14 protein-coding genes and 1 tRNA gene are annotated in these 18,230 nt (G+C 69.9%); 8 read left to right on the plus strand and 7 right to left on the minus strand.

Annotated elements, in window-relative coordinates:
- Positions 1-8: 8 nt before the first annotated feature.
- The 3 genes from ACH4DX_RS09225 to ACH4DX_RS09235 all read left to right on the plus strand — a co-directional run bounded on the left by ACH4DX_RS09225 (position 9) and on the right by ACH4DX_RS09235 (position 2,784).
- Positions 9-521, plus strand: a complete 513-nt coding sequence (locus ACH4DX_RS09225) for a hypothetical protein (protein WP_398154617.1) — start codon at positions 9-11, stop codon at positions 519-521.
- 71 nt (positions 522-592) lie between these two features.
- Positions 593-1,261 carry a class I SAM-dependent DNA methyltransferase gene (locus ACH4DX_RS09230; RefSeq protein WP_398154618.1) on the plus strand — a complete coding sequence of 223 codons (669 nt, stop codon included), beginning with the start codon at positions 593-595 and terminating at the stop codon, positions 1,259-1,261.
- Between the two features lie 281 nt (positions 1,262-1,542).
- Complete coding sequence (locus ACH4DX_RS09235; protein ID WP_398154619.1) at positions 1,543-2,784, plus strand: hypothetical protein; 1,242 nt, start codon at positions 1,543-1,545, stop codon at positions 2,782-2,784.
- A gap of 88 nt (positions 2,785-2,872) precedes the next feature.
- On the opposite strand, the gene ACH4DX_RS09240 is transcribed toward ACH4DX_RS09235, so the two are convergent.
- Positions 2,873-2,960 (minus strand) — tRNA-Leu (locus ACH4DX_RS09240).
- 150 nt (positions 2,961-3,110) lie between these two features.
- On the opposite strand from ACH4DX_RS09240, the gene ACH4DX_RS09245 reads away from it, so the two are divergent.
- The 5 genes from ACH4DX_RS09245 (at position 3,111) to ACH4DX_RS09265 (ending at position 11,422) form a co-directional block, all read left to right on the plus strand.
- A complete protein-coding gene (locus ACH4DX_RS09245; protein ID WP_398154620.1) occupies positions 3,111-4,445 on the plus strand; it encodes a DUF2254 domain-containing protein in 1,335 nt (444 codons plus the stop codon).
- A gap of 298 nt (positions 4,446-4,743) precedes the next feature.
- A complete protein-coding gene (locus ACH4DX_RS09250) occupies positions 4,744-6,435 on the plus strand; it encodes a thiamine pyrophosphate-binding protein (RefSeq protein WP_398154621.1) in 1,692 nt (563 codons plus the stop codon).
- A 12-nt stretch (positions 6,436-6,447) separates the two neighbouring features.
- Positions 6,448-7,677 carry a formyl-CoA transferase gene (gene frc / locus ACH4DX_RS09255; RefSeq protein WP_398154622.1) on the plus strand — a complete coding sequence of 410 codons (1,230 nt, stop codon included), beginning with the start codon at positions 6,448-6,450 and terminating at the stop codon, positions 7,675-7,677.
- The gene (locus tag ACH4DX_RS09260) at positions 7,678-9,834 is read left to right on the plus strand and encodes an acetate--CoA ligase family protein (protein WP_398154623.1); all 2,157 of its coding nucleotides are present in this window, start codon (positions 7,678-7,680) and stop codon (positions 9,832-9,834) included.
- 199 nt (positions 9,835-10,033) lie between these two features.
- Positions 10,034-11,422 carry an OFA family MFS transporter gene (locus ACH4DX_RS09265; RefSeq protein ID WP_398154624.1) on the plus strand — a complete coding sequence of 463 codons (1,389 nt, stop codon included), beginning with the start codon at positions 10,034-10,036 and terminating at the stop codon, positions 11,420-11,422.
- 176 nt (positions 11,423-11,598) lie between these two features.
- On the opposite strand, the gene ACH4DX_RS09270 is transcribed toward ACH4DX_RS09265, so the two are convergent.
- The 6 genes from ACH4DX_RS09270 to ACH4DX_RS09295 form a co-directional block, all read right to left on the minus strand.
- Positions 11,599-12,666 carry a sugar phosphate isomerase/epimerase family protein gene (locus ACH4DX_RS09270; RefSeq protein ID WP_398154625.1) on the minus strand — a complete coding sequence of 356 codons (1,068 nt, stop codon included), beginning with the start codon at positions 12,664-12,666 and terminating at the stop codon, positions 11,599-11,601.
- A gap of 274 nt (positions 12,667-12,940) precedes the next feature.
- On the minus strand, positions 12,941-14,341 hold the full coding sequence (locus tag ACH4DX_RS09275) for a nucleotide pyrophosphatase/phosphodiesterase family protein (protein WP_398154626.1): 1,401 nt from the start codon (positions 14,339-14,341) through the stop codon (positions 12,941-12,943).
- Positions 14,338-15,546 (minus strand): metabolite traffic protein EboE, encoded by a 1,209-nt coding sequence (eboE, locus tag ACH4DX_RS09280; protein WP_398154627.1) that lies wholly within the window; start codon positions 15,544-15,546, stop codon positions 14,338-14,340. Before eboE ends, ACH4DX_RS09275 begins: the two co-directional genes overlap by 4 nt.
- 3 nt (positions 15,547-15,549) lie before the next feature.
- Positions 15,550-16,404 carry a TatD family hydrolase gene (locus tag ACH4DX_RS09285; RefSeq protein WP_398154628.1) on the minus strand — a complete coding sequence of 285 codons (855 nt, stop codon included), beginning with the start codon at positions 16,402-16,404 and terminating at the stop codon, positions 15,550-15,552.
- The gene (locus ACH4DX_RS09290) at positions 16,404-17,267 is read right to left on the minus strand and encodes an EboA domain-containing protein (RefSeq protein ID WP_398154629.1); all 864 of its coding nucleotides are present in this window, start codon (positions 17,265-17,267) and stop codon (positions 16,404-16,406) included. Before ACH4DX_RS09290 ends, ACH4DX_RS09285 begins: the two co-directional genes overlap by 1 nt.
- A complete protein-coding gene (locus ACH4DX_RS09295) occupies positions 17,264-18,214 on the minus strand; it encodes a sugar phosphate isomerase/epimerase family protein (protein WP_398154766.1) in 951 nt (316 codons plus the stop codon). The genes ACH4DX_RS09290 and ACH4DX_RS09295 overlap by 4 nt, the downstream gene beginning before the upstream one ends.
- Positions 18,215-18,230: the final 16 nt, after the last annotated feature.

An 18,230-nucleotide genomic window follows, 5' to 3' on the forward strand; every position in this document is an offset into this window, starting at 1 on the left:
GAAGCGCGATGACTGTCGTACTGGACAGGCCCACGCGGACACAGCTCCGTGACCCGGTGACACTCCTCAACGCGGTACGCCCGCACATCAGGGAGTACACGTACAACGTGCTGGAGAGCCCCGGCTCGGTAGGCGCCACCATCTGGGAGCGCGAAATCAAGCTACTGATGCGGGACAACGTCATGGTGCGTGACATGGCGGAACGCATCCTCGGGCAAGCGATCGCCCACACCCTCACGGCCATGGAGCGCCGGGACGTGCACATCGGCGTGGGCAAGACGGTGGACATCGGCGTCCATCAGCTCCTACTCGACACGCCCGTGTACTTCGCACTCTGCGAGGTCTACAACGGCGGCAAGTACAAGCACCACGCGCCGCTGATCGAACGCCGCAGGGACGGGCTCGTGGGCCGCACCGCCGAAGTCATCCGAGCGAACGGGTTCGCCGTTGATGACGAACTATGGGCCATGGATGACCCGGACTGCTCGCCGTGCGACGACAAGGTGCCCGACAGTCACTGAACCCCGATAGAGTCCCTGCCCCGCACAATGGGGCAGGGGCCCAACCTCAACTAGGCGCAAAGGAAGCTCCGTTGGCTGCTCAGCACAACATCGACAGCGAACGCGAACTCTGGGACCAGTACGCCAACAGCAAGAGCGTGCAAGGCTCCGTCAACGACTCGCCTACGGTCTTTTGCTGGACGCAGTACCAGGGACACGGGCCGGGGCCGGAAGTGCTGGGGCAGCCAACGACCGCTCTTGAGATCGGATGCGGCACCGGACGGGCCGCCGCGTACCTCGCGGAGCAAGGTGTCAAGGTCACGGGTGTAGATCTCTCACCCGCCATGGTGGACAACATCGCCCAACGGTGGGGCTCGCTCGGGGCGCGCTTCGTCTGCGCCGAGGTGCTGGAGCATCTGCGCGAGAACCCGGAGTTGTACGAGGCGATCTATTCGATCTTTGGGGCGGCCTGGTTCGCCGATCCTGCGCGGCTCTTCCCCTTGGTGGCGCAGCGGCTCACCCCTGGCGGGGTTTTCGCGTTCTCGCATCCCCCTGCCATCCCTGGCGCCTACGGACCCCAAGGCATGTACAAGGGCGGGTTCGCGGGGAAGGCCCTGTTCACCTACCGCTACAGCTACACCCCAAGGAAGTGGGAAGGCATGCTTTTGCGAGCGGGATTCGAGCAGGCGGAAGTGCGGGTTCTCGACGCCCCCGAGCCTGACCACATCGGGACCCTGATCGCTCGTGCTGTGGTGAGCTGATCCAGAGCAAGACAAGAACGCCCCGGCCATTTCTGGCCGGGGCGGTTTCATTGGTTGGTTAGAGAAGTGCTTGGAAGGGGTTGGCCGCAAGTGGTTCCCGCCGCATCGTCGGTGGCTGCTGCTGGGCGGCAAGCGGGGCCGGGCGGTACGCGTCCATCGAAACAACGGCGCCCCCATTCCCGTTACGGTATTTCGAACGCCCGCAAGGCAGGTCCATTCGGCTAGAGGGAAGGCAACCAACCCACGTGACGAAGCGCGGAAACAGGCTCGGGGGGGCTCCGGTGGAGATCCCGCGCAAGGGCAGACCCAACACCTGGGGTGTGCGTACCCCGCTCCACTTCAATCCGGCGACAGGTAAGAAGGAGCGCTACTGGATAGGCCGCGACTACAAGACCAAGACGGAAGCGGAGCGGGCGCTGCGCCACTGGCTGAGTGATTACGAAGCGGGAACACTTAACCCTCGCTCCGACATGTCCATGAGCCAGCTCATGGACTCCTGGCTTGCCAAGCACCGGGGCGAGGACACCACCCGAGAAGGCTACGAGCCCAAGATCCGGCTGCACATCAAGCCCCACATAGGAACAGTGAAGGTGGTGGAGGTGACAGACGAGCGCCTGGACGACCTGTACCGCCTCCTGGAGGCCAAGCCGATCGAAACCAATGGGGACAAGCCTCTGGGGCCCAAGAGTGTCCGTCACGTCCACAACATCATCTCGGCCGCGCTCGACTCCGTCCCCGGCCCCAGGAAGCTCCTGACAGTCGACCCGGCCCACACCGCCACCCCGCCCACGGAGCGGCAGATCAAGGCGGCTCAGCCCGACTTCCCGAGGCTCAATGATCAGGAGACGGCGCATTTCCTGGGTCAGATCTGGGAGCCATGTGGCAACCGGGCATATGACGGGCTGTCCCATCACTGCCTGCGGGACGCTCCGCTGTGGACGTCTTACGCGGCCACTTCCTGCCGCCGCAGCGAAACCCTGGGTTGGATGTGGGACCTCATCCACTGGGACGACTGCGCCATCGAACCGGCCTGGGTCGTGGTCGAAGAAGGCAACAGCTACCGGCTGCGCAAGCTCACGAAGGACGGAGACGACAACGCGATCATCTACGTAGACCAAGCCCTGATGAACGTCCTCAAATGGCAGCGGGAGCGCCAGCAGGCCGAGAGGGAGCGACTGGGGAGATTGTGGGTGGAGCACGGCCTGGTGTTGGCCCGCGACGGCTTCAAGCTCCAGAAGGGGCGCACGGCGGGAGGGCCGCAGGATCCGGAGAAGGTCTCTGCCCGCTGGCGCACTGCCCGTGCGCGGATGAAGCTGCCGGACGGCTTCCGGCTGCATGACTGGCGGGCCTCGAAGATCACAAACGATCTCGACAACCACGAGAACCCGGTGGAGGTCTCCGCCAACGCCCGGCATCACTCGCCGGGCTACACCATGACCCGGTACGGCAGGCGCCGCGCCGAGGGAGCCAAGAAGCTGGCCGCGTCCAGTGCGGCCCGGATCTGCCTGTCATCCCTGGTCTGACCAGGAAACTCTCTGGGCCGTTGGTCACGTGGTTGGTCACGCCACTGCCCGGAAATGAAGAAAGCCCCTGATCAGGGGCTGTTCTTGCTGGTGTCCGAGGGGGGACTTGAACCCCCACGCCCGATAAAGGGCACTAGCACCTCAAGCTAGCGCGTCTGCCATTCCGCCACCCGGACTAGGTGTCTGCCGCTCCGCGGGGTGTTCCCCGTGGCGACGAAGACAACAATACCAAGGTTTCGGAGTGCGTTTCACCTGCGTATCCGTGCATCGGAGCGAGCAGCCGCGCGCCGCCCCGGTTCCCGCGCGGGCGCACCTAGAGTCTCACCATGAGTGACGGTCTGCTTACGGTGATGCCGGGTGACGGGCGGGCCCGTCGGCCCCGGATGCTGTCCCCGCTGCGCGAGCACCTGCGGGACACGATGTGGTTCGCCCCGACGGCGGGCCTCGTCGGCGCGCTCCTGCTGTGGTGGGGCGCCGCGGAGCTGGACACGGAGCTGGTGCGGCTGCTCCAGGACGAGGAGGAGTACGACACCCTCGGGGACCTGAACCGGCTCGCCGAGGACGTGAAGGTGGTCATCAGCACCATCGGCTCGGCGATGATGACCTTCATCGGTGTCGTCTTCAGCATCTCGCTGGTGGCCGTGCAGATGGCGAGCGGTCAGTTCAGCCCGCGGGTGGTGCGGCTCTACGTCCGCTCCCGGATCACGAAGCTCACCCTGACGGTCTTCCTCGCGACGTTCCTGTTCTCGCTGATGACGCTGACGTCGTTCGAGAGCGAGCAGGACCCCCGCCTGGTCTCGAACGTGCCGTTGGCCGAGGCCGTGCTCGCCTTCCTGATGGTGCTCCTGAGCCTGCTCCTCTTCATCGCGTACGTGAACGGCACCCTGCGGATGATGCGCGTCGGCTTCGTCATCGACCGCATCGCCCGCGACTCGTTCCGGGTGGCCGTGCGGCACCCGGCGGAGCAGGAACCCGACCACGGCCGGCTCGGACCCGAAACCGCACGGATCACCCACGAGGGGCGGGCCGGCGTGCTGCGGGACGTCAACATCGCGCGGGCGGTGCGCGCGGCGCGGCGCCAGGGTGTCGTGCTGCGGCTGCTCCCCCGCATCGGGGACTTCGTGGTGCCGGGCATGCCGCTGTTCGCGGTGCACGGAGGGCCTCCGCCCGGCCGCCACGCCCTGCGGTACACCGTGCACGTCGGGGTGGAACGGACGTTCCACCAGGACCTCGGGTTCGGCCTCCGGCAGCTGTCCGACATCGCGCTGCGGGCACTGTCCACGTCGGTCAACGACCCGACGACCGCCGTGCAGGCACTGGACCGCATCGTGCAGTTCCTGGCGTCGGTCGCCGGACATCCCCTGGGGGCGCTGCGCCATCGCGACCGGCGCGGGGACGTGCGCCTGGTCCAGCCGGTGCCCGACTGGGAGGACCTGGTGGACCTCGGCCTCGCCGAGATCCGCTGCTGCGCCGCGGACCACCCCCAGGTCACCCGGCGCATGCTGGCCGGGCTCGACGACCTGCTCCTGCTCGCGCCCGAGGCCCGCCGGGCTCCGCTCGTCCGGCACCGGGCGCTCCTGGAGCAGGCCGTGGAACGCCTCGTACCGGAACCCGCCGACCGCGCCTTCGCCCTGCTCCCGGACCGGCAGGGCATCGGCTGACGCCGCCAGGCCCGGGTAGCGGACACCGGCTCACCGTCCGCCCCGCGGCCGCGGTGGCCGTCACGACCGCGGGGCTCCGGCTGTTGTCCGGAAAGCGCGTACGCCCCCTGGACACCACCCACTGGATGCGGGATAACAGGCTCCATACAGTATTCGTCGACTGTATGCAATGTTCCGCGTAAGCCCCTCAGCACGGCTGCTCCGACGCCTGCTCGGCGCACCGCGCACCTACCGAGCGCGCACCCGACTCCGTACGAACCGCCTACGCGCATTCCCCACGAAGGGACAGGACTTCGCCATGCCCGACGACAGCAGCGACAACGACACCCTCATATCCGGTGGACATCTGGTCGCCAAGGCCCTCAAGGCCGAGGGGGTGGACGTCATCTACACCCTCTGCGGTGGCCACATCATCGACATCTACGACGGTTGCGTGGACGAGGGCATCGACGTCGTCGACGTACGTCATGAGCAGGTCGCCGCCCACGCCGCCGACGGGTACGCGCGGATCACCGGCAAGCCCGGGTGCGCCGTGGTGACGGCCGGGCCCGGCACCACCGACGCCGTCACGGGCGTGGCGAACGCCTTCCGCGCGGAGTCCCCGATGCTCCTCATCGGCGGCCAAGGAGCCCACGCACAGCACAAGATGGGGTCGCTCCAGGACCTGCCGCACGTCGACATGATGACGCCCGTCACCAAGTTCGCGGCGACCGTCCCGGACACGGCGCGCGTGGCGGACATGGTGTCGATGGCGTTCCGCGAGTGCTATCACGGCGCTCCCGGGCCCTCCTTCCTGGAGATCCCCCGTGACGTCCTCGACGCCAAGGTCCCCGCCGCCCAGGCCCGGGTACCGCGCGCGGGGCACTACCGGGCCTCGACGCGCTCGGCCGGCGACCCCGAGGCCGTCGAGAAGCTCGCCGACCTGCTCGTGCACGCGGAGAAACCGGCCATCCTCCTCGGCGGCCAGGTGTGGACGACCCGGGGCACGGCAGCGGCGATCGAACTCGTCCGCGCCCTCGATGTGCCCGCGTACATGAACGGCGCGGGGCGCGGCACGCTGCCGCCCGGTGACCCCCACCACTTCCAGCTGTCGCGGCGGTACGCCTTCTCCCACGCCGATGTGATCGTCGTCGTCGGCACGCCCTTCGACTTCCGCATGGGATACGGCAAACGGCTCTCTCCGGAGGCGACGGTCGTCCAGATCGACCTCGACTACCGCACCGTCGGCAAGAACCGTGACATCGACCTCGGCATCGTCGGCGACGCGGGCCTCGTCCTGAAGTCGGTGGCCGAGGCCGCGTCCGGACGCATCGACGGGGGCGCGGCGCCGCGCAAGGAGTGGCTGGACGAACTGCGGGCCGCCGAGCGGGCGGCGCTGGCGAAGCGGCTGCCGAGCCTGCGCTCCGACGCCTCCCCCATCCATCCCTACCGCCTGGTGAGCGAGATCAACGACTTCCTCACCGAGGACTCGGTCTTCATCGGCGACGGCGGCGACATCGTCACCTTCTCCGGACAGGTCGTGCAGCCGAAGACGCCCGGCCACTGGATGGACCCGGGACCGCTCGGCACGCTCGGCGTCGGCATCCCCTTCGTGCTTGCCGCCAAGCAGGCCCGGCCCGACAAGGAGGTGGTGGCCCTCTTCGGAGACGGCGCCTTCAGCCTCACGGGCTGGGACTTCGAGACGCTCGTGCGCTACGACCTGCCCTTCGTCGGCATCGTCGGCAACAACTCCTCCATGAATCAGATCCGCTACGGCCAGCGGGCCAAGTACGGCGAGGAGCGCCAGCGAGTCGGCAACACCCTCGGTGACGTCCACTACGACAAGTTCGCCCGGATGCTCGGCGGTTACGGCGAGGAGGTCCGGGACCCCGCCGACATCGGCCCCGCCCTGCGCCGCGCCCACGAGTCCGGCAGGCCCTCGCTCGTCAACGTGTGGGTCGACCCGGACGCGTACGCACCCGGAACCATGAACCAGACGATGTACAAGTGAGGTGACACGGCCGTGACCAAGGCTCTCGAAGGAATCCGCGTCCTGGACATGACCCACGTCCAGTCGGGGCCCTCCGCGACCCAGCTCCTCGCCTGGCTGGGCGCGGACGTGGTGAAGCTGGAGGCGCCCTGCGGAGACATCACACGCAAGCAGCTGCGCGACCTGCCGGGCGTGGACTCGCTCTACTTCACGATGCTCAACTGCAACAAGCGGAGCATCACTCTCAACACCAAGACCGAACGCGGCAAGGAGCTCCTCACGGAGCTGATCCGCCGCTCCGACGTGCTGGTCGAGAACTTCGCGCCGGGCGCCGTGGACCGCATGGGCTTCACCTGGGAACGCGTCCAGGAGATCAACCCGCGTATCGTCTACGCCTCGATCAAGGGCTTCGGAGAGGGGCCGTACACCGACTTCAAGGCCTACGAAGTCGTGGCCCAGGCCATGGGCGGCTCCATGTCGACCACCGGGTTCGCGGACGGTCCGCCGCTCGCCACCGGTGCGCAGATCGGTGACTCCGGGACGGGCGTCCACGCCGTCGCGGGCATCCTGGCCGCCCTCTTCCAGAGGGAGACCACGGGACGCGGTCAGCGCGTCGACGTCGCCATGCAGCACGCCGTGCTCAACCTGTGCCGCGTCAAGCTGCGCGACCAGCAGCGGCTCGCCCGCGGGCCGCTCGCCGAGTACCCGAACGAGGACTTCGGGGACGCCGTGCCGCGCTCCGGCAACGCCTCCGGTGGCGGGCAGCCCGGGTGGGCCGTCAAGTGCGCCCCCGGCGGGCCCGACGACTACGTGTACGTCATCGTGCAGCCCGTCGGCTGGAGGCCCCTCACCGAGCTGATCGGCCGCCCCGAGCTGGCCGAGGATCCCGAGTGGGCGACCCCCGAGGCGCGGCTCCTCCAGCTCGGCAAGATGTTCCAGCTGATCGAGGAGTGGTCCTCGACCCTGCACAAGTGGGAGGTCCTTGAGCGGCTCAACTCCCACAACGTTCCGTGCGGGCCGATCCTGTCCACCAAGGAGATCATCGAGGACGCCTCGCTGGCGGCCAACGGGATGGTCGTCGAGGTGGCGCACCCCGAGCGCGGCTCCTTCACGACCGTGGGCTCGCCGCTCAAGCTCTCCGACTCCCCCGTCGACGTGACCGGCTCGCCGCTGCTCGGCGAGCACAACGAAGAGGTGTTCATCGGCGAGCTCGGCCTCGGTGACGGGGAGCTGCGCCTGCTGAAGTCGAACGGAGTGGTCTGAGTGCCGGCCGGGGACCGCGGGGAGCGGGTGCGCGCGCTGCTGGACGCCGTGCGCGCCGACGGGCGGGCCGCGCTGACGGCGCCGGAGGCGAAGGTCCTCGCGGACGCCTACGGCATCGCCGTGCCCGCGGAGGAACTCGCGCGGGACGTCGAGGAGGCGGTGGCCTGCGCGGCACGCTTCGACGGGCCCGTGGTCATGAAGATCGTCTCGCCGGACATCCTGCACAAGACCGAGGCGGGCGGCGTGGTCGTGGGCGTGGAGGGCGCCGCGGACGTACGGGCGGTGTTCCACCGGATCGTCGCCGCCGCACGCGCGTACGCGCCCGCAGCGCACATCGAGGGTGTGCAGGTGCAGGAACTGCTGCCTTCGGGGCCCGCCGCGCGGGAGGTGATCGTGGGCGCGGTCACCGATCCGACGTTCGGCAAGGTCGTCGCCCTCGGACTCGGCGGGGTGCTCGTCGAGGTCCTGAAGGACGTCACGTTCCGGCTGGCGCCCGTCGACGCGGACGAGGCGGAGTCCATGCTCGACTCGATCCGGGCGGCTGAGGTGCTGCGGGGCGTCCGGGGCACCCCCGGTGTCGACCGGTGTGCCCTCGCCGAGCAGATACGCCGGGTGTCCGAGCTCGTCACCGATTTCCCGGAGATCGCGGAGGTCGACCTCAACCCGGTCGTGGCGACGCCACAGGGGGCGCTCGCCGCGGACGTCCGCGTCATCCTCGCCGACCGGGCTCCGGCACCACGGCGCACCCACACGCGCGCGGAGATACTCGCTTCGATGCGGCGCCTGATGCAACCGCGCTCCGTCGCCGTGATCGGTGCCTCCAACGAGCCGGGCAAGATCGGCAATGCGGTGATGCGCAACCTCATCGACGGCGGCTTCTCCGGAGACATCCATCCGGTGAACCCCAGGGCCGATGACATCGTGGGCCGCAAGACGTACAAGAGCGTCACGGACATCCCCGGTGAGGTGGACGTGGCGGTCTTCGCCATCCCCGCCGCGTCGGTCGCCGCCGCGCTCGAGGAGGTCGGGCGCAAGGGCGTCCCGAACGCGGTCCTCATCCCCTCCGGTTTCGCCGAGACCGGTGAACAGGCACTCCAGGACGAGATCGCGGCCATCGGGGAACGCCACGGCGTGCGGCTGCTCGGACCGAACATCTACGGCTACTACTCGACGTGGCAGGACCTGTGCGCCACGTTCTGCACGCCCTACGACGTCAAGGGCCACGTGGCGCTCACCTCGCAGTCCGGTGGCATCGGCATGGCGATCCTCGGCTTCGCACGCGCCACGAACACGGGGGTCTCGGCGATCGTCGGCCTCGGCAACAAGTCGGACCTCGACGAGGACGACTTCCTCACCTGGTTCGGCGAGGACACCAACACCCGGTGCGTCGCCATGCACTTGGAGGACCTCAAGGACGGCCGGGCCTTCGTGGCGGCCGCGCGCGCCACCGTGCCGAAGAAGCCCGTCGTGGTCCTCAAGGCGGGCCGCACCGCCGCGGGCGCCAGGGCCGCGGGCTCCCACACGGGCGCCCTCGCGGGGGACGACGCCGTCTACGACGACATCCTGCGGCAGGCCGGTGTCGTCCGGGCCCCGGGGCTGCACGAGATGCTGGAGTACGCGCGTGCGCTGCCCGTCCTTGCGACGCCGAAGGGCGACAACGTCGTCATCATCACCGGGGCGGGCGGCTCGGGCGTGCTGCTCTGCGACGCGGTGACCGACAACGGCCTGAAGCTCATGGAGATCCCGGCCGACCTGGACGCGGCCTTCCGGGCGTTCATCCCGCCGTTCGGCGCCGCGGGCAACCCCGTCGACATCACCGGCGGCGAGCCCTGCTCGACGTACGAGGCGACGATCCGGCTCGGCCTGGAGGATCCGCGCGTCCATGCGCTCGTGCTCGGTTACTGGCACACCGTCGTCACCCCTCCCATGGTCTTCGCCGAGTCAACGGCCCGCGTGGTCGGGGAGTTCCGCGCCCGCGGCATCGACAAGCCCGTCGTCGCGTCGCTCGCGGGCGACGTGGAGGTGGAGGAGGCCTGCCGGTACCTCTTCGAACGGGGGGTCGTGGCTTATCCGTACACGACGGAACGGCCCGTGGCGGTACTCGGGGCGAAGTACCGGTGGGCGCGTGCCGCGGGACTTCTCGGAGGCCATCCATGAGGTGAGCCGGTACGGGGCGGCCAGCGGTGCGCGCTGGCTGGCGGTGCGCACCGGCCGACGATGCGCGCTGGCCGGCGGTGCGCGCCGGTCGGCAGTGCGCGCCGGCCGGCCGCGGAACCCGTGCGCGCGAAAGGAACGCGAAAGGAAGGGGACGGGGGCGCCGGCCAGGATCTTTCGACGCAAGGGGTGCTCAAGCGACATGACGACAACAGACTTACGCACTGCCGTCCCTTATCGGGAGGTGACGGGCGCGGGCGGCCGGGTGTACCGGGTCGGCGAGACCGACATCGACATCATGGGACGCAAGCGCACCTGGATGGTCATCCTGCCGTGGGTCGGCATGATGGGCATCAGTTCGGCCGAGTACGCTTTCGCGTCCGCCGAGGACACCCTGCACACCGCGCATTCCTGGAGCAGTCTGCACATCTTCTGGATGCTGGGGGTCTGGGTGTTCTTCCAGGCCGCGGTGGCCTTCCCGGCGGGCAAACTGCGGGAGAGCGGCAGACTTCCCGCGCGCTGGGCCATGATGTTCGGCGCGCTCGGCACACTCCTGGGCTATGTGTCACTGGCGTTCGCGCCCCATGTGGTGGTCGCCTACATCGGCTTCGGAATGTTCAGCGGCATGGGTGCCGGAATGGTGTACGCGACGTGCGTGAACATGGTGGGCAAGTGGTATCCGGAACGCAAGGGCGGAAAGACCGGTTTCGTGAACGGGGGTTTCGCCTACGGTTCGGTGCCGTTCGTCTTCCTCTTCACCGGCTACATGGACCTCACGAATTACCGCTGGGTGCTGGTCGGCGCCGGCGTTCTCCTTGCCGCGACGGTCGCCGCCGCCGGACACTTCTTCCAGGATCCGCCGAAGAACTGGTGGCCCGCGTCGGTGGACCCGCTGCGGCCGCCGAGCGATCCACGGGCCCGGCGCGCGCTGCGGATGAATCCCCCCGCGGTGCGGCAGTACACCCCCAAGGAGGCATGGCGGACCGGCCGCGTCGGGCTGATGTGGTTCTGTCTGCTCTGCACCTCGGGTGTGAACATATTCGGCATCGCGTTCCAGGTGGACATCGGTGAGGAAGCCGGTTTCACCGGTGGCATCGTCGCCACGGCGATGTCACTCAAAGCCGTCGTGAACGGCACCGGCCGCGGCGTCATCGGCTGGCTCTCGGACCGCTACGGACGCAAACGCTGCCTGATCTTCGTCTGCATCGTTCTCGGCCTCGCCCAGTACGGAATCCTGTGGGCCGCCGACCTCAAGAACCTCCCGATGTTCCTGGTGTTCTCCAGCATCTCCGGATTCGGTGGCGGCGCCATCTTCCCGATGTTCGCGGCCATGACCGCGGACTACTTCGGAGAGAACAACAACGCCTCCAACTACGGTTTGGTCTACAGCTCCAAGCTGGTCTCCGGTCTGCTCGGCTCCGGAATGGGTTCCGTGGTGGTGAACCACTGGGGCCACACCGGCGCATTCACGCTCGCCGGGTCCATATCCCTGTTCGCCGGATTCCTCGCGCTGTTCCTCTCCCAGCCGGGGAGGCCGAGATCGAAGAGCATCACTCCCAACCCGCAGCCCCTCGGTGAGGAGATGTCCTGACGGGGCTGTCCTGACGGGGCCGTCCTGACGGGGCTGTCCTGACGGCTTCCCTGACGGGACGGCTGAGTCCTGCGCCACCCGAGGGTGCTGCCCGCCGGCCGGTGGGCAGCACCCTTCCTGTACGCGGACCAGGTACTCCCCCTGTGCGTCCGTACCGTTCCCGGCCGGACGGGCGGTCAGTCGCCGCAGCGTTCCCTGAGGGAGTGCAGATGCGCGCTGGACTTGCGGGCGAAGGCGTACGACTCGGCCGGGTTGTCGTGTTCGGTCTGCCAGTGGTGGTAGCGGCGGCCGCCGTGCGTGCGGGCGGTCACCTTCGACAGGAACCTCTTGTAGTCGATGTCGCCGTCCCCCACGTCCACCATGCGGTAGCCGTCGCGGGCGGAGTCGTCACGGATGCCGTCCTTGACGTGGAACAGCGGATAGCGGTGCGGCCGCTTCAGTACGTAGTCCAGCGGGTCGAAGGGCCGCGGTGTGCCGTCCACCTGCTTACCGAAGCGGAACTGCGCCGAGTACGCCCAGTAGATGTCCATCTCCAGGAACACATGGTCCGGATCGGTCTCCGCGAGCAGTACGTCGTAGAGGCGCACGCCGGGCTTGTCCGTGGCGAAGGAGAACTCCTCGGCGTGGTTGTGCTGGTAGAACTTCATGCCCCGCGCGCGGGCCGCTTCGCCGTAGGTGTTGAAGTCCTCCGCGGCGCGCTTCCAGGCGTCGACGGTCGTGCCGTAGCGGAAGGGCCCGGCCGCGGTGCCGATGTGCTTCAGACCCAGGGCCTCCGCGTCGTCCAGGACCTTGGTGAGGTTCTGCGCGAAGGTGTAGGCGTTCGGGTTGCCGTTGTCGTAGTAGCCGACGTGACTGCCGATCGGGTGCAGGCCGTGGTGGTGCGCGAGCCTCTTCAGCTGGGCGAGCGTGATGGGCCCCGCGGAGCCCTGGGTGTACCCGGCGAACTCGATCTCGTTGTATCCGTAGCGCTCCAGCTCGGCGAAGACGGCCGCGAATCCGGCGGTGGAGACCTTGTCACGAAGGCTGTACAGCTGGACGCCGAGCCGGCCCGGCGGCAGAACGGGACGGCCGCGTCCCTTGCCCTTCGCCCGCGCGGCGGAGTCGGCCGTCGCGGACGCGGGACCCGCGGCGGCCGCGGTACCCACGAGCGCCGCCGCGGTGGCGCCCGCGGCGACGCCGAGCATGCCGCGTCGGCTGAGTCTGCGGGCGAGTTCGGGGTCGTCCGGTGTGTGCTTGCGGCTCATGGGTTCTCCCTGGGATCGGGATGGGGAAACGGGTTCGGAAACAGGTCGGCACGGGTCGGCGCGGGACGGGGTCGGGGACGGGTCAGGGGTGGGTCAGGGATCGGTTCGAGGAGCGGATCGGGGTGGAGCCAGGGGCGGACCCTGATGGCGGGGTGTGTCCGGTCTGGTTCAGTGGAGATCGACCGGAGTTCGGCGGATGCCGGGTCCGGGCGCGGCGGGGGCAGCACATGACCCGTGCGGGGCCGGTGCGTGCGTGCCGCGGGTTCGACGGGGCTCAGTGCAGCCCGGCGAGCCGGAGCAGGAGCGATTTCACATCCGTGGCCGCGACGCGGCCGGAGAGGGCTTGAGGGGTGGAGCACAGGATGAGCGGTCCGGAGTCGGGGTCGTCGGCGGCGGGGAGGCGGCCGTGGCTGCCACGAATAGGTGACGGGTCCAGGGGCACGACCGCCATGCGGTAGCGCATGCCGAGCTTCTTGCGGGCCAGGGCGCGCGCGGCCTTGACGCGGACGTAGGGGTCCTCGGGGTCCATGAAGAGCTCGACCGGGTCGTAGCCGGGTTTGCGGTGGATCTCGACGAGCTGCGCGAAGTCGGGCGCGCGGGCGTCGTCGAGCCAGTAGTAGTACGTGAACCAGGCGTCGGGTTCCGCGACCGCGACGAGTTCCCCGGCACGGGGGTGGTCCAGGTGGTGGGCCTTCTTTCCCTCGTCGTCGAGGAGCTGTTCGATGCCGGGCAGGTCGGTGAGGGCCTCGCGGGCGGCCGCCAGGTCCTCCGGTCTCCGGACGTAGACGTGGGCGATCTGGTGGTCGGCGACGGCGAAGGCGCGGGACGCCATCGGGTCGAGGTACTCCATGCCGTCCTGGGTGTGCACCTCGAGGAGACCGGCGCGGCGCAGGGACCGGTTGATGTCCACGGGCCTGCTGACTCGGGTGATGCCGTATTCGGACAGGGCGACGACGACACGTCCCTCCGTCCTCGCCTGGTCCAGGAGGGGGGTGAGCGTCGCGTCCAGGTCGGCGGCCGCCTGGTGCGAGCGGGGGTCGTCGGGGCCGAAGCGTTGCAGGTCGTAGTCGAGATGAGGGAGGTAGCACAGGGCCAGGTCGGGCCTGCGGGTGCCGATGATGTGGCGCGTGGCGTCCACGATCCAGCGGCTGGAGACGATGTCCGCGCCGGGCCCCCAGAAGTGGAAGAGGGGGAACGTGCCGAACTTGGCGGTGAGTTCGTCGTGCAGGACCGGGGGGCGGGTGTAGCAGTCGGGTTCCTTGCGGCCGTCGGCGTAGTAGACGGGCCTGGGCGTCACGGTGATGTCGGTGTCGGCGCCCATCGCGTACCACCAGCAGATGTTGGCGACGGTGTAGCCAGGATGTGCGCGGCGGGCGGCGTCCCACAGTTTGTCACCGGCGACGAGGCCGTTGTGCTGCCGCCACAGCAGTACGTCACCGAGCTCACGGAAGTACCAGCCGTTGCCGACGATGCCGTGTTCGGCGGGGGTGGTGCCGGTGAGGAAGGTGGACTGGGCGGCGCAGGTGACGGCCGGCAGGACGGTGCCGAGGGGGGCGCGGGAGCCGGACCTGGCGAGGGCGGTGAGGTGGGGCATGTGGTCGAGCAGCCGGGGCGTGAGACCGACGACGTCGAGAACGAGCAGGGGGGTCGGGCGGCCCGGGGCGGGAGGTGTCATGGCAGTTCCTTCAGGCCGAGTTCCGTCAGGAGGTCACGGGCGAGGGTGAGTTCGGCGGCGATGCCGTCGGCGAGCTGGTGGCGGGCGCGCGGGCGCAGCTCGGGCGGGAGGGCCTGCCAGGTGTAGGTCTCGACTTCGAGGTGGTGGGTGCGCGGGTGCGGGCCGCCGACGAGCCGGGTGAGGGCGTCCTTGAGGACCGGGAGGGTGGAGGTGAGCGGCGCGGTAAGGGGTGCGTGCAGCGGGACGTGGAAGTGGGACCGCCAGGGTGCCGAGTCGGGCAGGGTCCGGTGGGTCAGGGCTTCACCCAGGTCGTCGGTGCCGCGCAGGGCGGTGGCGACGAGGGTTCCGGCGGCCCCGGGGCCGCCGGGTTCCCTGGGCAGGGTGCGGGTCTGGTGCAGGAAGCGGGGTTCGTCGAAGGCGGCGAGGGCCGCGCGTACCTCCGGCAGATGGGGGTGTTCGGCGTGCAGGGCGGCGGAGAGCTGGGTCTTGACGATGGGGATGCCCGCGGTCTCGAGTGCGTGGAGAGCGGTCGCGGGGTCCTCGAAGGAGGTGGCGAGGTGGCAGGTGTCGACGCAGACGCCGATGCGGTCGTGGCCGATCGCGGTGAGGGGGGCGATGGCGTCGCCGGTGGTCTCGACGGTGCAGCCGGGTTCGGGTTCGAGACCCACACGGATGGACTTGCCGGTGAGTTCGGTGAGGGCGTCCAAGCGGTGCCCCAGTGCGCGGAGGGCGGAGTGGGCCTTCTCGGCACGGGCATCGTCGAAGGTGGTGCGCCAGGCCAGCGGCAGGGTGGAGATGGTGCCTTCGGTGACATCGTCCGGCAGCAGCTGGACGAGGACACGGGCCAGGGCGGAGGTGTGGGCGAGGCGTTCGGGATCGGCCCAGTCCGGTGTGTACACGCGGTACTTGACCTCTTCGGCACCGAAGCCCTCATAGGGGAAGCCGTTGAGCGTGACGACCTCCAGGCCGCGCCGGTCGAGTTCGGTGCGCAGTCCGCGCAGTGCGGCCAGATCGGTGACCAGGGCGTGGGCGGCGTCCTTGGCGAGCCACAGGCCGATGCCGATGCGGTCGCGGCCGAGCCGCTTGCGGACGGGTTCGCAGTGGTCCCGCAGTTGGGCGAGCACGCCTTCGAGGGTCTCGGCGGGGTGGACGTTCGTGCAGTAGGCGAGGTGGACGGTGGAGCCGTCCGGGTGCCGGAAGCGCATGGGTCATTCACCGCCGCGCAGAATGGAGTTGCCCTCGTGGGTGTCACCGGCGCCGGGGTTCGTGACGTCGAGGGCGAGTCGCCCGCTGAGCCCGTAGAAGGCCACGGGGTTGCGCCACAGGACCCGGTCGACGTCGTCGTCGTCGTACCCCGCGTCCAGCATGGCGTCGCCGACCTTGCGGGTTTTGAGCGGATCGCTTCTGCCCCAGTCGGCGGCCGAGTTGACCAGGACCCGGTCGGGTCCGTACTGCCGCAGGATCGCGACCATCCGGTCCTCGTCCATCTTCGTGTCGGGGTAGACCGAGAAGCCGAGCCAGCAGCCGGCGTCCTTGGCCTCCTTGACGGTGGTTTCGTTGAGGTGGTCGATCAGGACGCGTTCCAGGGGCAGCGGGGACTCGCGGACGACGTCGAGGGTGCGGCGCAGCCCCGTCAGCTTGTCGCGGTGCGGGGTGTGGACGAGTGCGGGCAGCTCATGGTCGGCCGCGAGCCGCAGCTGCGCGGCGAGGGCGCTGTCCTCGGCGGGCGTCATGGAGTCGTAGCCGATCTCGCCCACGGCGACGACGTTGTCCTTGACGAGGTAGCGGGGAAGCACGTCGAGGACGGGTGTGCACCGCGGGTCGTTCGCCTCCTTGGGGTTCAGCGCGATGGTGCAGTGGTGGGCGATGCCGTACTGCGCGGCGCGGAAGGGTTCCCAGCCGAGGAGCGAGTCGAAGTAGTCGACGAAGGAGGCGGGCGAGGTGCGGGGCTGGCCGAGCCAGAAGGCGGGCTCGACGACGGCGCGGACACCGGCCGCGTACATCGCCTCGTAGTCGTCGGTGGTGCGGGACGTCATGTGGATGTGGGGGTCGAAGATGCGCATCAGGACTCCTGCTCCTCACCGAGGGGCGTCGAGGGGTCGGCGTGGCGCTCGGGCACGGCGGGAGCGCCCGTCCGGGCGGGTGGCGTACGGGCGGGACCGGTGGGCGCCGAGTGGCCCGGCCGGGCGGGGCTGGTGGCGGCCGAGTCCGAGGCAGTGTTCGCGGCGTCCGCGGTGTTCGCAGTGTTCGCGGTGTGCACAGCGTCCGAGGCGGCCTCCTCGGGGCTCACGCCGGTCAAGGCGAGGACCCGGTACAGATCGCCGGGGACGGTGCGACCGGCGGCGGCGCGTTCGGTGGCGTAGTCGCCGAGCATGCGGGCCAGTTCGGCGTCGCCCCGGGAACGTCGTGCGAGGTCGGTGACGGAGTCGACGGGCACGCCGGTGAACAGGCACTTGAGGACGGCGTGACGCCAGTCGTGCGGGGGCAGGTGCGTGGCCGCGTAGGGGCCGAGGGCGGTGGCGACGAGCCGGGTGTCGTTGGTGCGCAGTGCGTCCTCGACCAGCGGCAGCGCGTCGGGGCCCGGCACCAGGTGCGGCAGGGCGGCCAGGACGGCGCGGCGTTCGGCGGCGGTGCCCTGTTCGTACAGCCTGGTCAGGGTGGTGGTGTCGGCGCGGGCCGCGTGCAGCAGGACGAGTCGGGCGGCGTCGGCGTGGTCGGGCCCGCAGCGGCGACCGGCTTCGGCGAAGCGCAGCTCCCATACGGGGGTGGCGAGGCCGGGTGCAGGATGCCGGGAGGACTCGTTCGTGTCGGCGACGGGACCGGCGGTGGCTTCGGCGGTGGCCTGGTCGAGCCAGGCGCGGGCGGCACCGCCGAGGACGGCTTCGAGGTGCGAGCGGAGGTCGGAGACGGAAGGGGCGGCGGTCACGGCGTTCCTCCTCGGGGCGGCGCCTCGCCTGCCGGCGGCGGGGACCCGGCGAGGCGTTCCGCCCGGCGCAGGAACTCGAGGGAACGGAAGGCGAGTTGGGGGCCCGCGTGGGAGTGGCGGGGCAGTTCGACGACGGTCAGTCCCTGGTAGCCGGTGGCGGACAGGGCGCGCAGGACGGGCGGGAAGTCGATCTCGCCGTCACCGAAGGGGAGGTGTTCATGGACGCCGCGGCGCATGTCCTCTATCTGGACGTGCCGGAGCCAGGGTGCGGCGGCGCGGACGCAGTCGGCGGGTGACTGCGGTTCCAGGCACTGGCAGTGACCGATGTCCAGGGTGAGGCCGAGGGGCTCGGGGCTGCCGAGCAGCTCACGGAGGTGGTGGAAGTCGGCGAGGGTGGCGAGGAGGTGTCCGGGTTCGGGTTCGATGGCCAGCGGCACGTGGGCGCGGGACGCGGCTTCGAGGACGGGGGTGAGCGCGTCGCCCAGGCGTTGCCAGGCCGTGGCGTCGGTGGTGCCGTCGGGGGTGATGCCGCTGAAGCAGTGCACGGCGTGGGCTCCGAGGTCGGCCGCGACCTGCACGGCGCGGAGAAGGAGACGCACGCGTGCGGCGCGGCGTTCGGGGTCGGGATCGAGGAGGGAGGGGCCGTGTTTGCGGCGGGGGTCGAGGACATAGCGGGCGCCGGTCTCGACGGTGGCGGTGAGGCCGAGCCGGTCGAGGCGCCGGGCCACCTGACGGGTGCGGGTGGTCAGGTCGGGCGCGAGGGGGTCGAGGTGCATGTGGTCGAGGGTGAGTCCGACACCGGAGTAACCGAGGTCGGCGAGCAGCGCGAGGGCGTCGTCGAGCCGCAGGTCGGTGAGTCCGTTGGTGCCGTAGCCGAAGCGGAGGGGGGTGGCGGGGGTGTCGGTGCCCGCGGGTGCCGGTGCGGCTGCCGGTGCCGGTGCGACCACCGCTGCTGGTGCCGGT

Source organism: Streptomyces sp. NPDC017940 (assembly GCF_044328435.1).
In the GTDB taxonomy this organism is placed as follows: Bacteria; Actinomycetota; Actinomycetes; order Streptomycetales; family Streptomycetaceae; genus Streptomyces.

Excerpts from the sequence above, each read along its gene's own strand:
- ACH4DX_RS09225 (WP_398154617.1), top strand. The coding sequence starts at position 9 with ATGACTGTCGTACTGGACAGGCCCACGCGGACACAGCTCCGTGACCCG.
- ACH4DX_RS09245 (WP_398154620.1), top strand. The coding sequence starts at position 3,111 with ATGAGTGACGGTCTGCTTACGGTGATGCCGGGTGACGGGCGGGCCCGT.
- ACH4DX_RS09250 (WP_398154621.1), top strand. The coding sequence starts at position 4,744 with ATGCCCGACGACAGCAGCGACAACGACACCCTCATATCCGGTGGACAT.
- ACH4DX_RS09265 (WP_398154624.1), top strand. The coding sequence starts at position 10,034 with ATGACGACAACAGACTTACGCACTGCCGTCCCTTATCGGGAGGTGACG.
- ACH4DX_RS09270 (WP_398154625.1), bottom strand. The coding sequence starts at position 12,666 with ATGAGCCGCAAGCACACACCGGACGACCCCGAACTCGCCCGCAGACTC.
- ACH4DX_RS09275 (WP_398154626.1), bottom strand. The coding sequence starts at position 14,341 with ATGACACCTCCCGCCCCGGGCCGCCCGACCCCCCTGCTCGTTCTCGAC.
- eboE (WP_398154627.1), bottom strand. The coding sequence starts at position 15,546 with ATGCGCTTCCGGCACCCGGACGGCTCCACCGTCCACCTCGCCTACTGC.
- ACH4DX_RS09285 (WP_398154628.1), bottom strand. The coding sequence starts at position 16,404 with ATGCGCATCTTCGACCCCCACATCCACATGACGTCCCGCACCACCGAC.